The following is a 13,482-nucleotide window of genomic DNA, read 5'->3' as shown; positions in this document are numbered from 1 at the left end:
GCGAAGGCCTATGAGCTGATCGCGCGCTATCCGAACCTGCCGGAGACGATCGACGGCTCTCAGATGCAGGATGCGGTGCCGACGCTCTCCGTGCTGGCCGCGTTCAACAACCGGCCGGTGCGTTTCACGGGCATCGCCAATCTGAGGGTGAAGGAATGCGATCGCGTCGCGGCGCTCGCGGTCGGGCTGGACGCGATCTCGCCCGGCCTCGGCCGCGAGGAGGGCGACGACCTGATCGTGGCCTCCGATCCGGGGCTGGCCGGACGCAGCAGGCCGGCCTCGATCGACACTCGCGCCGACCACCGGATCGCGATGTGCTTCGCGCTCGCGGGGCTCAAGCTCGAGGGCATCACCATCCTCGACCCCGATTGCGTCGGCAAGACCTATCCGGCCTATTGGGATGCCCTCGCCTCTCTGGGAGTGGGGCTGCAAGAGCGTGGTGGCGGCGCATGATCCTCGGCATCGGCTCGGATCTGTGCGACATCACGCGCATCCAGAACTCGCTGGACCGGTTCGGCGAGCGCTTCACCCACCGGGTCTTTACCGAGGCCGAGCGGGCGAAGTCGGACCGGCGCTCGACCCGCGCCGCCTCCTATGCCCGCCGCTTCGCCGCCAAGGAAGCCTGCTCGAAGGCGCTCGGCACCGGCCTGCGGGCGGGCGTGTTCTGGCGGGACATGGAGGTGGTGAACCTGCCCGGCGGCCGCCCGACCATGCGCCTGACCGGCGGCGCCGCCGAAAAGCTGAAGGCGATGACCCCGGACGGGCACGAGGCCGTGGTCCACGTCTCGCTGACCGACGACCCGCCGATGGCGCAGGCTTTCGTGGTGATCGAGGCCCGCCCCGTCGCAGCGGCATGACGGCCCTTCACGCGCGCACCGGGCGTCCTGATTGCAGCCATGGCGAGAACCGGCTAGACCGCCCTGCCCGACGCAGCAAGGCGATCTGTTCTTTGGAAAAGCATCGCCCGGTAGGATAGACCCGCGCGCCGGATCGTAAGTCCAAGGAGCGCCCGCGTGGCCAACGACGTCGATACCAAGCCTAAGCCGTCCAAGGACGAGGGCGGCATTCTCGAGACGATCAAGGTCGTGGTCCAGGCGCTCCTGATCGCACTGGTCATCCGTACGCTGCTGTTCCAGCCCTTCAACATCCCGTCCGGCTCGCTGATCCCGACGCTGCTGATCGGCGATTATCTGTTCGTCTCGAAATACACCTATGGCTATTCGCGCTACTCGATCCCGTTCGGGCCGCCGGTCTTCTCGGGCCGAGTCTGGGCGGCCGAGCCCAAGCGCGGCGATATCGCCGTCTTCAAGCTGCCGAGCGACAATTCGACCGACTACATCAAGCGCGTCATCGGCCTGCCGGGCGACCGCATCCAGATGATCAACGGCATCCTCAACATCAATGGCCAGCCGGTGAAGCGCGAGCGGATCGAGGACTATGTCACGGCCGATAACTGGGGCCGCAGCGTGCCGGTGATCCGCTATCGCGAGACGCTGCCGAACGGCGTCACCCACGAAATCCTCGAGCGCGAGGGCGACACCGGCACCTTCGACAACACGAAGCTCTTCGTCGTGCCGCCCGGCCACTTCTTCATGATGGGCGACAACCGCGACAATTCGGAGGATTCGCGCGGGGCCGTCGGCTATGTGCCCTTCGAGAACTTCGTCGGGCGCGCCGAGATCATCTTCTTCTCGATCGACGAGGGCGCGGCCGCCTGGAAGATCTGGGAATGGCCGTATACGGTTCGCTGGAACCGGATTTTCAGCACCATCAAGTGAGCAAGCCCGCATCCTCTGGGCGCACGGCGCCGGACTTGGCCAAGCTGGAAGCCACGCTCGGGCACCGCTTCGCCGATCGCTCGCTGCTGGTCACGGCCCTGACGCATATGAGCGCCGAGCCGTCCCGCCTCTCGACCTATCAGCGCCTCGAATTCCTGGGCGACCGAGTGCTCGGACTCTCGATCGCGGAGATGCTGTTCCGGCGCTATCCCCTCGCCGAGGAAGGCAATCTCTCGCGCCGGCTCGCCGATCTCGTGCGCAAGGAAACCTGCGCCGAGGTGGCGACGGCCTGGACTCTCGGCCAGTTCATGCGGCTGGGCGACAGCGAGGTCCTCGGCGGCGCCCGCAAGAACCGGGCGATCCTCGCAGATGCCTGCGAGGCGGTGATCGGCGCCGTGTTCATGGATGGCGGCTATGAGGCGGCGCGCGGACTGGTGGAGCGCGCTTTCGGCGAGCAGTTGCTGAAGCCGGCGCGCCCCCTGCGCGACGCCAAGACCGCTCTGCAGGAATGGGCGCAGGGCGAAGGCTATGCGACGCCGACCTATACCGAGCGCGGGCGCTCGGGGCCGGACCATGCCCCGGTCTTCATCGTCGCGGCCCGGATCGCCGGCTTGCCCGACGCCGAAGCGAGCGGCCCCTCGAAACGCCTCGCCGAACAGGCGGCGGCGGAGGCCTTCCTGCGTCGGCAGGGCCTGTGGAACGTCAGCGCGGAAAGCGACAATGTCTGAATCGAACGAGCCGACCCGCTGTGGCTTCGTCGCGCTGATCGGCGCGCCGAATGCCGGCAAGTCGACGCTGCTGAACCAGCTCGTCGGCGCCAAGATCTCGATCGTCTCCCGCAAGGTGCAGACCACGCGCACGCAGGTGCGCGGCATCGCGCTTTCGGGCGCCGCTCAGATCATCTTCGTTGACACGCCCGGCATCTTCGCGCCCAAGCGGCGGCTCGACCGCGCCATGGTCACGAGCGCCTGGGGCGGGGCGACCGATGCGGACCTCATCGGCGTGCTGATCGACGTTGCGCGCTTCGAGCATGAGGAGAACACGCAGCTGTTGGAAAAGCTCGCCGAGCTGAAGCAACCGAAATTCCTGATTCTCAACAAGATCGACACCGTGCCGAAGGAAAAGCTGCTCGAGATCACCGCCAAGGTGAACGAGCGCTCGACCTTCGAGGCGACCTTCATGGTCGCGGCGCTGACCGGCTACGGCGTGAAGGACATCCTCTCCTGGCTGGAAAAGCGCCTGCCGCCCGGACCCTGGCTCTATCCGGAGGATCAGATCTCGGATGCGCCGCTGCGCTTCCTCGCCGCCGAAATCACCCGCGAGAAGATCTTCGAGCGGCTGCATGACGAATTGCCCTATCGCTCGACCGTCGAGACCGAGAGCTGGCAGCAGAAGCCGGACGGCTCGGTGCGCATCGAGCAGACGATTTATGTCGAGCGCGAGGGCCAGCGGAAGATCGTGCTCGGCGAAGGCGGCCAGACGATCAAGGCGATCGGCCAGAAGGCCCGCGCCGAGATCGCCGAAGCGGCCGAGGCCAAGGTCCATCTCTTCCTGTTCGTGAAGGTGCGCGAGAACTGGAGCGACGATCCCGAGCGCTACCGCGAGATGGGTCTGGAGTTCCCGAAGCGATAATCGCTTCCGCGCAAGAGCCCCTCGCGATGCGTCGAGGGGCTGAGCCGTCATCCCGAGGAGCCGCTCGAACGGCGTCCCGAAGGATGATTCGAGCGGCTCTGGTGACCGATCGACCATCTTTCAAGACGCGAGATCGGCTCGCTCCTCAGGATGAGGGCTGAGAAAGGGCGCCGTTCATGCCGACCGAAAAGCAGAAGATGCTCGCCGGCGAGCTCTACCGGGCGGACGATCCGGAGCTGGTGGCCGACAACCGCCGGATCGGCGAATGGATGGCCCGTTTCAATGCGACGACGGCCCGCCCGGAGGATCGCGAGGCGCTGCTGCGCCAGGCCTTCGGCCATGTCGGCCGCGAGGTGACGATCCGCCCGCCTTTCCATTGCGACTATGGCTACAACATCAGTCTCGGCGACGGCGTGTTCCTGAACTTCAACTGCGTCATCCTCGACGTCGTCGCGGTCACGATCGGGAACGGCACGCAGATCGGGCCGGGCGTCCAGATCCTGACCGCCGACCATCCGCGCGATCCGCAGGCGCGGCGGGAGATGCTGGAGTTCGGCCGGCCCATCCGGATCGGCTGCAATGTCTGGATCGGCGGCGGTGCCATCATCCTGCCTGGCGTGACGATCGGCGACGACGCGATCATCGGCGCAGGCAGCGTCGTGACGCGCGACGTGCCGGCGGGGGGCACAGCGGTCGGAAACCCGGCGCGCCTGCGCTCCTCAACCACGTGATCGCCTGTTGAGCGCGCGAAGGAATTGCCTGCAAAGCCTTGCAACGGCGGCCGAACCGCCGCAAAGACGCGGGCGTTTGTCCGAACGCAGGAGACGCGCCCATGACCCATGACGAGGTACTCGCCGAATTTCGCGATGCGGGCGCCCTGCTCGAAGGGCATTTCATCCTGTCGTCGGGGCGGCGCAGCCCGGTCTTTCTGCAGAAGATGTTCATTTTCCAGGACCCGGTGCGCACGGAGCGGCTGTGCAAGGCGCTGGCGGCCCGGATCGAGGCTGCTTTCGGCACCGTGGACTACGTCGTGTCGCCCGCCGTGGGCGGGATCGTGCCCGGCTACGAGACCGCGCGGCATCTCAAGGCGAAGGCCGTCTTCGTCGAGCGCGAGAACGGCGAGTTCAAGCTGCGCCGCGGCTTCGCCATCCCCAAGGGCGCCCGCACCGTGATGGTCGAAGACATTGTGACGACCGGCCTGTCCTCGCGCGAATGCCTGGCTTCCGTCGCAGACCAGCCCGGCACCATGCTGGGCGCCGCTTGCCTCGTCGATCGTTCGGCCGGCCGCGTCGATCTCGGCGTGCCTTTCGTCAGCCTCGTCCAGATGGATATTCCCGATTACGCTCCCGACGCGCTGCCGCCGGAACTCGCCGCGATCCCGGCGATCAAGCCCGGCAGCCGTGGGCTGGTGGCCTGACGCGCAGACCTCTCACCGGCCTTGCGGCGAGACGCCGCGGGCCTCTCCGGCGTCCTTCGCGGCGCGATGACGAATTGACATTGTCAGGGCTCGAATCCGACCCAATCTGACGCTTCAGTGACATCACGATTTCAGCAAGGGTTATTGCCATGACGGCTGCGCCGCGCATTGCGCTCTTCATCGACGGCGCCAATCTCTACGCCACGTCGAAACAGCTCGGTTTCGATATGGATTACCGCCGGCTGCTGCGGGAGTTCCAGGGCCGCGGCAATCTGATCCGGGCCTTCTATTTCACCACCCTGATCGAGAGCGAGGAGTACTCCTCCATCCGCCCACTGGTGGATTGGCTCGACTATAACGGCTACCGCGTCATCACCAAGGCGGCGAAGGAATTCACCGACGCCACCGGCCGACGGCGCATCAAGGGCAATATGGATATCGAGCTGGCGATCGAGATGCTCGAACTCGCGCCCCATCTCGACCAGATCTACCTGTTCTCAGGCGACGGCGATTTCCGGCCGCTGGTCGAGGCGGTGCAGCGCAAGGGCGTGAAGGTCCAGGTCGTTTCGACGATTTCGACCAACCCGCCGATGGTCTCCGACGAGCTCAGGCGCCAATGCGACGAGTTCGTCGATCTCGCGCAGCTGATGCAGAAGGTCGGGCGCGACCCATCCGAACGGGCGCCGCGCCCCGCCGCTTCGCCGGGCGCACCCGGCAATCCCTCGCTCGAGCGCCGCTATGGTATCCGACAGGGCGACGAGCCAGCGGAGGGATGATCGCCCTTCTTCCTCAAGGGAGAAGGATTTGCTCAGCCATTTTTCAGGAGCCGCTGCTTGTCGCGGTTCCAGTCGCGTTCCTTCTCGGTCTCGCGCTTGTCGTGCAGCTTCTTGCCCTTGCCGAGGCCGAGTTCGACCTTGGCCCGGCCGCGATCGTTGAAATAGACCTTGAGCGGGATCAGCGCCATGCCCTCGCGCTGGACCGCGCCCAGCAGCTTGTTGATCTCGCGGCGGTGGAGCAGGAGCTTGCGGGGGCGGCGAACCTCGTGGTTGAAGCGGTTCGCCTCCAGATATTCCGGGATATAGGCGTTGAACAGGAAGAGTTCCTCGCCCATCGGCCCGGCATAGCTTTCGCCGATCGTCGCCTTGCCGCCGCGCAGCGATTTGATCTCGGTGCCCTGCAGCATGATGCCGACCTCGAGGGTCTCCTTGATCTCGTAATTGAAGCGCGCCTTGCGATTGTCGGCGGCGAGCCGATAGCGGGCGGGATCGGGCTTCTTCATGCGGTTCCGTTGAATCCGTGCTGCTTGACGAGGGCCGCCATCGCCTGAGATTCCGATTCCGGATCGGCACTCAAGCCGTTGAGAACGCCAATCTTGTCGTCCTCGCGGCGGTTCTGGCTTAGTTTGAACTTACCCAGGATCGAGGCGATCTGAACCTCGATCCCGACAATGCCGCGCGCCTGCGCGGCGATGAAGGGAGCCGGCGCATCGGCGACCGACCAGGGCTCGGCCCGGGAGGCTTCCTGCTGGCGCGTGAGGGAGTCCAGCTGGGCTTGCAGCCAGGCCGGATCCTCGATCGCGCGGGCGGGGCCCCGCACCTGCACGGTGACATAGTTCCAGGTCGGCACGACCTTGCCGTGCTCCTGCTTGGTCGCGTACCAGGCCGGCGTCACATAACGCTCGACGCCGGTGAAGATCACGAGTGTCTCGGCGCCGGCGGCGATCGCTTTCCACTGCGCGTTGGGACGGGCGAGATGAGCGCGCAGGACGCCATTGCCGCCCTCGTCCGCATGCAGCACGAACGGGACCGGATTGGCGATCAGCCCGCCCTCTCCCGCCGTCACCAGCATGGCGAGCGGGTGCTGGCGAATGACCGCGTGCAGCTGCTCGCGATCCTCGACCTTGAAATGACTGGGCTCGTACATCGCCCGGTTCTCCCTGGCTCCGGCCGGGGAAACCGGGCGGATACGACTCTTACTTAAGCATTCAACAGCCCGGCGAACACCATGGCGTCGCGGATCACCTTGCCGGTCGCGGGCGTGACGGGAAGCAGCGGCAGGCGCACCTCCTCCTCGATGCGACCGAGCAGCGTCAAGCCATGCTTGGCGCCGGCAAGGCCTGGCTCCTTGAAGATCGCGTCATGGAGCGGCACCAGTCGATCCTGCACCTTGAGGGCCTGCGCGTAATCGCCCTTCAGCGCGGCCTCCATCAGATCGGCACAGAGCCGCGGCGCGACATTCGCCACCACCGAAATGCAGCCATGGCCGCCGGCCGCCATATAGGCCAGCGCCGTCATGTCCTCGCCGGAGAGCTGGATGAAATCCGGCCCCAGCGCGTGGCGCTGCTGCGAGACGCGGGCGAGATTGGCTGTGGCGTCCTTCACACCCGCGATGTTCTTCAGCTCGTAGAGCCGCGCCATCGTCTCCACCGACATGTCCACCACGGAGCGCGGCGGGATGTTGTAGATGATGATCGGGATGCCCACCGCGTCGTTCACCGCCTTGAAGTGCTGGTACATGCCCTCCTGGGTGGGCTTGTTGTAATACGGCGTCACCACCAGCACGGCCTGCGCACCGGCCTTCTCGGCATGAATGGCGAGGTCGATCGCCTCGATCGTGTTGTTGGAGCCGGCACCGGCGATGACCGGAACACGGCCCTGGGCCTGCTCCAGCACGATCTCGACCACCCGCTTGTGCTCGGCATGAGACAGCGTCGGACTCTCGCCGGTGGTGCCGACCGGCACGAGGCCCGTCGAGCCGCTCTCGATCTGCCATTCCACCAGCGCGCGCAAAGCCTCCTCGTCCACCTTGCCGGCTTTGAACGGCGTGACCAGAGCGGGCAGCGAGCCGGTGAAGGCAGTGTGCTTGGTCATGGAACGCTTCCTGAAGGCAAAGACGCGGATGAAGGGCCGACACACATAAACCCTCGTTCCGCCGAGGCAAAGCCGGCATCCCATGAAAATCGGGGCGGCTCATGGTTAAGCCTTCCTAAACTTTCGTCACCGACCATCGATCCCATGCCCGCACGCACATGGAGCCTCGCCATGGCCGCGCCTGCCCGCCTCGGTCTGCTCGGCCTGCTGCTGCCGGCCCTGCTCGGCGCCGGCACCTCGCGCTCCGCCGAGGACGCCGCCTTCGCCGATCCGCCGCGCCTCGCCGCGCTCGCGGAGCCGGAGGTCACCGGCTCGCTGCCGCCGCACCCGCCGCGCGTCTTCGGCACCGAGGACGCGATCGACCTCGGAGCCATGCGCAGCGCGATCGCGGCCTATCGCCGGGGCGCCCTGGCGGAGGGGGACGCGGCGGCACGCGAACTCGACGACCCTGCCGCCCGCACCCTGCTCGACTGGATCGCGATCCAGACCGGGGGCGTGACAGTAGGCTTCACACGTATCGACGGATTTCTGCGGGCCCATCCCGACCATCCCGCCGGCAACCGCTTCCGGCGGCGGGCCGAGGAGGCTTTGCTGGCCGAGCGCAAGGGGCCCACGATCGTGCGCGCCTTCTTCCAGTGCCGCCAGCCGCTCTCCCCGGCGGGGCGGATCGCGCTGGCGCTGGCGCTGAAGGCGGACGGCAAGGCGGATGACGCGCTGGCCTTGGCGCGCCGCAGCTGGCGCAAGGACGTCTATGGGCAGGCCCTCGAGAAGCTCGTTCTCGCCCAGTTCGGTGACGCCCTCACGGCGGACGACCATCGCCAGCGGGCGGAGCGGCTGACCTTCAAGGGGAATGACGAAGGGGCGCGACGCAACGCTCTGCGCGTCTCCGCCGATTACGCCAGGCTCACGGCGCTGCGCCTCGCCAGCGACGGGGCGCGACGGCCGCTGCCCGACTCGCAGATCGAGAAGCTGCCCGCCTCGGTGCGCGGCGAGCTTTCCTTCGCGTTTCTTCAGGCCCAGCAGGCCCGCCGGGCCGACAGGCTGGACGAGGCCGTGAAGGCGATGGCGAAGGCGCCGCGCGATCCCGAAAAGCTCGGCGACGGCGATGGCTGGTGGGAGGAGCGGCGCATGCTGGCGCGCAAGCTGCTCGACGCGGGCAGATATCAGGACGCCTACGCCGTCGCCGCCGGCCATGGCGCGGAGGATGCCGCCGAGCGGATCGAGGCGGAGTGGCATGCCGGCTTCATCGCGCTGCGCTTCCTCGGCGAGCCGGCAAAGGCGCTGCCGCATTTCGAAGCGGCGGCGGCGATCGCCGAAACGCCGATCTCCGTGGCGCGCGCGGCCTATTGGCAGGGCCGCGCCCGCTCGGCGCTGGGCCAGGACGACGAGGCCAGGGCGGCCTTCGAGCGGGCCGCGGCGCTGCCGATCACCTATTACGGCCAGCTCGCCCGGGCCCGCCTCGGCCTGCCGGACCTGCCGCTGCGCAGCAGCTCGCTCACCGGTTTCGAAATCCTTCCGGGCCAACGGGGCCTGCGCCTGCTCTATCGGCTCGGCGAGCGCGATCTCGCCCGCACCATGCTGGCCGATCTGGCGCAACGCCTGCCCACCGCCGAGGCGATCGAGGCCGTCGCCGCCATCGCCCGGCGCGAGGCCGACCCGCGCACGCTGGTGATGATCGGCAAGGCGGCCGTCCAACGCGGCTTTCCGCTCGACGCCGTCGCCTATCCGACCCATGGCGTGCCGGAATTCGACGTGCTCGGCGATCCGATGGAGCGCGCCATCGTCCACGCCATCGCGCGCCAGGAGAGCGCCTTCGATCCGACCGCGATGTCGCATGCCGGCGCGCGCGGGCTGATGCAGATGATGCCGGCCACCGCACGCGAAACGGCGCGGCGGGCCGGCCTGCCCTTCGATTGGCAGAAGCTGGGGCAGGACCCGCTCTATGCGGCGAGGATGGGCGCCGCCCATCTCAACGATCTGCTGAAGGAGTGGCGCGGCTCCTATATCCTCACCTTCGCGGCCTATAATGCCGGATCGCCGAATGTGAAGAAATGGATCGCCGCCTATGGCGACCCGCGCGATCCCGGGGTCGATGCGATCGACTGGGTCGAGCGGATTCCGTTTTCCGAGACGCGCAACTATGTGCAGCGGGTGATGGAAAACCTGCAGGTCTATCGCCACCGCTTGAACCAGCGTACCGCCTATCTGATCGACCATGACTTGAAGCGTGGCGGACGGCGCGATTAGATCGCGCCGACATCGCTGCCGCCTGGAGCCTTCGAGGTTTGACGATTTCCGCATCCGACACCGGCTTCGTGTCCCGCTTCACCCAGGCTTCGGACGGGCTCCGGCTGCACTGGCGCGACTATGGCCCCCTCGCGGCGCCGGCCTTGCCGATCGTCTGCCTGCCGGGGCTGGCGCGCACGGCGGCCGATTTCCATGAGGTGGGGCTGGCGTTCGGGCAGGATGAAGCCAAGCCGCGCCGGGTCTTGGCGCTCGATTATCGCGGGCGCGGCCTCTCTGATTACGACCGCGACTGGAAGAACTACGACATCAAGATCGAGCTCGACGATCTGATGCAGGTTCTCGTCGCCAGCGGCACGGAACGCGCCGTGTTCCTGGGGACCTCGCGCGGCGGACTTCTGACGATGGCGCTCGCGACCGCGCGGCCGGCGGTGATCAAGGGCGTGGTGCTCAACGATGTCGGGCCGGTGATCGACGCGCGCGGGCTGCTGCGGATCCGCGGCTATGTCGGCAAGCTACCGGTGCCGCGCAGCTTCCAGGAGGGGGCGGAGATCCTGAAGCGGCTGTCGGATCGGCAGTTTCCGGCGCTCGGCGACGCGGAATGGGAGCTGATGGCGCGCAGGACCTGGACCGATCGGGATGGGCCGCTGCGGCCGGACTATGATACGCGGCTGATGAAGGGGCTCGAGGAACTCGATCTGGAGGCGCCGCTGCCGGTGCTCTGGCCCTATTTCGACGCGCTGCGCGCGGTGCCGGTGCTGGCCCTGCGCGGGGCCAATTCCGATCTGCTGGCGGCGGCGACACTAGAGGAGATGGCGCAGCGGCACCCCGAGTGCGAGGTTTACACCGTGCCTGGCCAAGGCCATGCGCCGCTGCTGGGCGCCAGGGACATCATCCGCCGCATCGGCAGATTGGTGGCGCGGGCCGAGCGCGCGGCCGGGTAGAGCGCCGGAGCTGCCGATCTATCGCATCGCCGCAGCGTCGGACGGAGGCTGCGGTTCGGTGCGAGGCTCGCCGCTTGGAGCCTTGGCACGCAGGCCAGCCGCCGCCAGGCCGCCGGCCGCGCAGCCCGCCCAATAGACGGCGACGAAGAGCAGCGCCGTTTCCAGCCAGGTCGCGGCCATGCCGTTGACGAACTGAAGCGCCGCCAGCACGGCGCCCAACGCCCAGAGCACTCCGATCACCGTCCAGCCACGGCTCCAGAGCCTCGCCTTGCCGCTGCTGTTGGAGACCCAGCCCATCACGGCGCCGAGAACGGCGGCGGCGGCCAGAAACCAGATGAATATTGTCGCCAGATACAGCATCGGCGTCTCCTTCGGTGTCAGGTCGAGCTCGGCGAGGGATGACCCACGCGCCGGTGCCGGCCTAGCGGGCGATGGTGAACTGGACGCGCCGGTTCATCTCGCGCGATTGCGGGGCGCCATGGGGCAGTAGCGGCCGATCGATGCCGAAGCCCTTGACCGTCAGCGAAGTGGGATCGATGCCGCGCCGAACCAGCTCCTCGCGAACGCGCTCGGCCCGGCGCAGCGACAGCCGCCGGTTGTCGAAGCCGCGCCATTGGCCGTCGCGATTGGCGTGGCCCTCGATGGTAACGGCGCTGCCCGGGCACTTGCGCAGGATCTCCACGGCTTCGGCGACGACGCGCTCGGTCGTCGCGTCGAGCGTGACCACATCGGTTCCCTGCGCGAACAGGACCGGGTTCTGACGGGTCAGCCCGTCGAGATCGTTCTGGCAGCTGGCCGGTGGGTCGAGCACGCAACCGGTCTGGCGCGGACTGACGGCAAAATCGGCCGAGTAGCCCGGCGGCAACCCGGTCGCGGCGCTCGTCTCGACCTCCGACGCGATCAGTTCGCGACAGGAGAGCCCGCGCAGCTCGACCCGGCGATCGCTGAGCGTCGCAGACCCGATGTCGAGCCTCAGCAGATCGGCCGCAGCCGCCAGCGCCGCCTCGGCGAAGCCAGCGGGGGCACCGGGCGCCAGCTGCGTCTCGTCCGTGATCTTGCCAGAGAGGGGCGAGGCGGCGACGAGGGCGTGCAGCCGCGCGCGCGTGGCCTCGTCCGGCAGGGCTCCGGTGAGGCTGAAGCCGCTGCGATCGGCGGTGAGGCGCAATTCGTAAGGCAGGGCAGGCGCAGGCTCCTTTACCGGCGCAGGGGTCGCTTCCTGTGCTGGCGCAGGAGCGGTAGAAGCGTCTGCCCCGGCCTTCGGCGGTTCCGCAACCCCGGCAGAAGGCGACGCCGCGGCAGCCGGCTCGGAGGGCGTGGCGGCCTCTGCCTGAGCCGGTATGGGCTGGGCGCCCCTCGGCTCGACATCGTTCAGGATCAGCCCCGGCAGCTCCGGCAAGGGCGGGATCACGGGGTCCGGCGGCGGGGCCGGCGGACAGTCGATCGCCACGCGGGCGACCGAATCAGGCCCGTCCTGCTGCGCGATCTGGATCTTCAACGCTTCGCAAGCAGCGTATTCGCCGGGACCCTGCCCCGACAGCGTGTACACGTCGCCGTCCAGCGCCGCGCGGCCCTGCTCCAGCCGGGCGAGATCGCGGGCGGCGCGGGCCGCCTTCTCGACGAAGGCTGGCGGCGCTCCCGCGCCCGGCTCCATCGCGTCGTCGATCTGAGCGGCTTGCGGAAAGGCGGCGCGGATGGCTGCGAGCAGTTTCTCACGCGTCGCGTCGTCGGGATAGAAACCCGTCAGTTTCAGCGCAGCCGCGCCGACCCGCTCGAGGCGCCAGCGATAGGGTGAAACCGGCGGCGGCTGAAGGTCGCATGGCACCACGGTGAAGGCCGTCGAGCCATGCTGCGCCCCGCTCTTCAACCTCAGGAATTCGGCCGGACTGCGCGCTGTGCCCTCGACGCAGAGGCGCCTATCGTCGAGCGAGATCCGCCCCGCTTGCAGGGATGGCAGGGCGGCGATCACGTCCTTCGCGGTGGCCGCGAAGCCCTCCGGCGCGCCGAAGGCGACGCTCTGCCGATCATCGACCGCCGAGCCTGGCAGGGCGGCCCGCACGGCCGCCACATTGGCATCGGCGGTGGCGGCGTCCGGCACGAAGCCGCCGAGCGTGACGCCTTCCGGCTGGCGGCTGACGAACCAGGAATAGGGCTTCTGTGCGATGACCTGGGACAAACCGCCCAAGGCGCGGCGAATGCCGAATTCGGAGCGCAACCTGGCCATCGCCTTCGCCGCGCCATCGGCCGACAGCACTTCGCCGCTGATCGTGACGTCGCGCCCCTCTACCTGCGCGAAGGGCGGGCGGGCCCCGGGGGTGGAGCCGGCCACCGCCTCAACCGCCGCTTCGGCGCGCCGGGCCACATCGTTCTGGAGCGCCTTGTCCAGCATGAGATTGCCGGCCCCCCACAGCAGGGCGAGCGGCATGAGCCCCCAGAGCCAATTCGACGGCTGCGACATCTCAAGCCCCCTCTCCCGCCCCAGTCACATCGGGCGGGAAGCCGAGAGCACTCAACAGCCTGACGCGGCCGATTTCAACGGGCTGCGACGCTGGGTTGCGTGGCGGGAGGTTTGCGCCCCCGCAAAAGCGTCGAAATGCGGG

The 13,482-nt window shown here is 68.1% G+C and carries 14 protein-coding genes and 1 pseudogene; 10 read left to right on the top strand and 5 right to left on the bottom strand.

What is annotated here, in order from left to right:
- The 8 genes and pseudogenes from ACOJTB_RS00770 to ACOJTB_RS00735 all read left to right on the top strand — a co-directional run.
- Window positions 1-453, top strand: a pseudogene (locus ACOJTB_RS00770) (3-phosphoshikimate 1-carboxyvinyltransferase); the annotation flags it as partial.
- Window positions 450-857, top strand: coding sequence for a holo-ACP synthase (gene acpS, locus ACOJTB_RS00765; RefSeq protein ID WP_420100603.1), 408 nt, complete (start codon window positions 450-452; stop codon window positions 855-857). The pseudogene ACOJTB_RS00770 and the gene acpS, both read left to right, overlap by 4 nt.
- A gap of 156 nt (window positions 858-1,013) precedes the next feature.
- Window positions 1,014-1,778 (top strand): signal peptidase I, encoded by a 765-nt coding sequence (gene lepB / locus ACOJTB_RS00760; RefSeq protein WP_420100602.1) that lies wholly within the window; start codon window positions 1,014-1,016, stop codon window positions 1,776-1,778.
- A gap of 35 nt (window positions 1,779-1,813) precedes the next feature.
- Complete coding sequence (rnc, locus tag ACOJTB_RS00755; protein WP_420100601.1) at window positions 1,814-2,506, top strand: ribonuclease III; 693 nt, start codon at window positions 1,814-1,816, stop codon at window positions 2,504-2,506.
- Window positions 2,499-3,410: a GTPase Era gene (gene era / locus ACOJTB_RS00750; protein ID WP_420100600.1), complete on the top strand. Its 912-nt coding sequence runs from the start codon at window positions 2,499-2,501 to the stop codon at window positions 3,408-3,410. Before rnc ends, era begins: the two co-directional genes overlap by 8 nt.
- A gap of 176 nt (window positions 3,411-3,586) precedes the next feature.
- Window positions 3,587-4,141, top strand: a complete 555-nt coding sequence (locus tag ACOJTB_RS00745) for a sugar O-acetyltransferase (RefSeq protein ID WP_420100599.1) — start codon at window positions 3,587-3,589, stop codon at window positions 4,139-4,141.
- 101 nt (window positions 4,142-4,242) lie between these two features.
- Window positions 4,243-4,827 carry an orotate phosphoribosyltransferase gene (pyrE, locus tag ACOJTB_RS00740; protein WP_420100598.1) on the top strand — a complete coding sequence of 195 codons (585 nt, stop codon included), beginning with the start codon at window positions 4,243-4,245 and terminating at the stop codon, window positions 4,825-4,827.
- 149 nt (window positions 4,828-4,976) lie between these two features.
- Complete coding sequence (locus tag ACOJTB_RS00735) at window positions 4,977-5,603, top strand: LabA-like NYN domain-containing protein (protein WP_420100597.1); 627 nt, start codon at window positions 4,977-4,979, stop codon at window positions 5,601-5,603.
- A 32-nt stretch (window positions 5,604-5,635) separates the two neighbouring features.
- Here the strand turns inward: ACOJTB_RS00735 and smpB are convergent, their stop codons facing one another.
- From smpB to dapA, 3 genes are read right to left on the bottom strand one after another with little or no spacing between them, the layout of a single operon-like run.
- Window positions 5,636-6,106, bottom strand: coding sequence for an SsrA-binding protein SmpB (gene smpB / locus ACOJTB_RS00730; RefSeq protein WP_420100596.1), 471 nt, complete (start codon window positions 6,104-6,106; stop codon window positions 5,636-5,638).
- Window positions 6,103-6,750 carry an FMN-binding negative transcriptional regulator gene (locus tag ACOJTB_RS00725; RefSeq protein ID WP_420100595.1) on the bottom strand — a complete coding sequence of 216 codons (648 nt, stop codon included), beginning with the start codon at window positions 6,748-6,750 and terminating at the stop codon, window positions 6,103-6,105. Before ACOJTB_RS00725 ends, smpB begins: the two co-directional genes overlap by 4 nt.
- 53 nt (window positions 6,751-6,803) lie before the next feature.
- On the bottom strand, window positions 6,804-7,697 hold the full coding sequence (gene dapA / locus ACOJTB_RS00720) for a 4-hydroxy-tetrahydrodipicolinate synthase (RefSeq protein WP_420100594.1): 894 nt from the start codon (window positions 7,695-7,697) through the stop codon (window positions 6,804-6,806).
- Between the two features lie 171 nt (window positions 7,698-7,868).
- Between dapA and ACOJTB_RS00715 the strand changes: the two genes are divergently transcribed.
- Both ACOJTB_RS00715 and ACOJTB_RS00710 read left to right on the top strand, forming a co-directional pair.
- Window positions 7,869-9,944 (top strand): lytic transglycosylase domain-containing protein, encoded by a 2,076-nt coding sequence (locus tag ACOJTB_RS00715; RefSeq protein ID WP_420100593.1) that lies wholly within the window; start codon window positions 7,869-7,871, stop codon window positions 9,942-9,944.
- 38 nt (window positions 9,945-9,982) lie between these two features.
- Complete coding sequence (locus tag ACOJTB_RS00710; RefSeq protein ID WP_420100592.1) at window positions 9,983-10,885, top strand: alpha/beta fold hydrolase; 903 nt, start codon at window positions 9,983-9,985, stop codon at window positions 10,883-10,885.
- Window positions 10,886-10,903: 18 nt separating this feature from the next.
- Here the strand turns inward: ACOJTB_RS00710 and ACOJTB_RS00705 are convergent, their stop codons facing one another.
- Both ACOJTB_RS00705 and ACOJTB_RS00700 read right to left on the bottom strand, forming a co-directional pair.
- Window positions 10,904-11,245 carry a hypothetical protein gene (locus tag ACOJTB_RS00705; protein WP_420100591.1) on the bottom strand — a complete coding sequence of 114 codons (342 nt, stop codon included), beginning with the start codon at window positions 11,243-11,245 and terminating at the stop codon, window positions 10,904-10,906.
- Window positions 11,246-11,306: 61 nt separating this feature from the next.
- On the bottom strand, window positions 11,307-13,340 hold the full coding sequence (locus ACOJTB_RS00700) for an OmpA family protein (RefSeq protein WP_420100590.1): 2,034 nt from the start codon (window positions 13,338-13,340) through the stop codon (window positions 11,307-11,309).
- Window positions 13,341-13,482 lie beyond the last annotated feature (142 nt).

Source organism: Allobosea sp., from assembly GCF_048595345.1.
Lineage (GTDB): Bacteria > Pseudomonadota > Alphaproteobacteria > Rhizobiales > Beijerinckiaceae > Allobosea.
Note: the sequence above shows the minus strand (reverse complement) of the source record. Positions and strands in the feature narration are given on the sequence as shown.

Excerpts from the sequence above, each read along its gene's own strand:
- acpS (WP_420100603.1), top strand. The coding sequence starts at position 450 with ATGATCCTCGGCATCGGCTCGGATCTGTGCGACATCACGCGCATCCAG.
- era (WP_420100600.1), top strand. The coding sequence starts at position 2,499 with ATGTCTGAATCGAACGAGCCGACCCGCTGTGGCTTCGTCGCGCTGATC.
- ACOJTB_RS00745 (WP_420100599.1), top strand. The coding sequence starts at position 3,587 with ATGCCGACCGAAAAGCAGAAGATGCTCGCCGGCGAGCTCTACCGGGCG.
- pyrE (WP_420100598.1), top strand. The coding sequence starts at position 4,243 with ATGACCCATGACGAGGTACTCGCCGAATTTCGCGATGCGGGCGCCCTG.
- ACOJTB_RS00735 (WP_420100597.1), top strand. The coding sequence starts at position 4,977 with ATGACGGCTGCGCCGCGCATTGCGCTCTTCATCGACGGCGCCAATCTC.
- smpB (WP_420100596.1), bottom strand. The coding sequence starts at position 6,106 with ATGAAGAAGCCCGATCCCGCCCGCTATCGGCTCGCCGCCGACAATCGC.
- ACOJTB_RS00725 (WP_420100595.1), bottom strand. The coding sequence starts at position 6,750 with ATGTACGAGCCCAGTCATTTCAAGGTCGAGGATCGCGAGCAGCTGCAC.
- dapA (WP_420100594.1), bottom strand. The coding sequence starts at position 7,697 with ATGACCAAGCACACTGCCTTCACCGGCTCGCTGCCCGCTCTGGTCACG.
- ACOJTB_RS00715 (WP_420100593.1), top strand. The coding sequence starts at position 7,869 with ATGGCCGCGCCTGCCCGCCTCGGTCTGCTCGGCCTGCTGCTGCCGGCC.
- ACOJTB_RS00705 (WP_420100591.1), bottom strand. The coding sequence starts at position 11,245 with ATGCTGTATCTGGCGACAATATTCATCTGGTTTCTGGCCGCCGCCGCC.
- ACOJTB_RS00700 (WP_420100590.1), bottom strand. The coding sequence starts at position 13,340 with ATGTCGCAGCCGTCGAATTGGCTCTGGGGGCTCATGCCGCTCGCCCTG.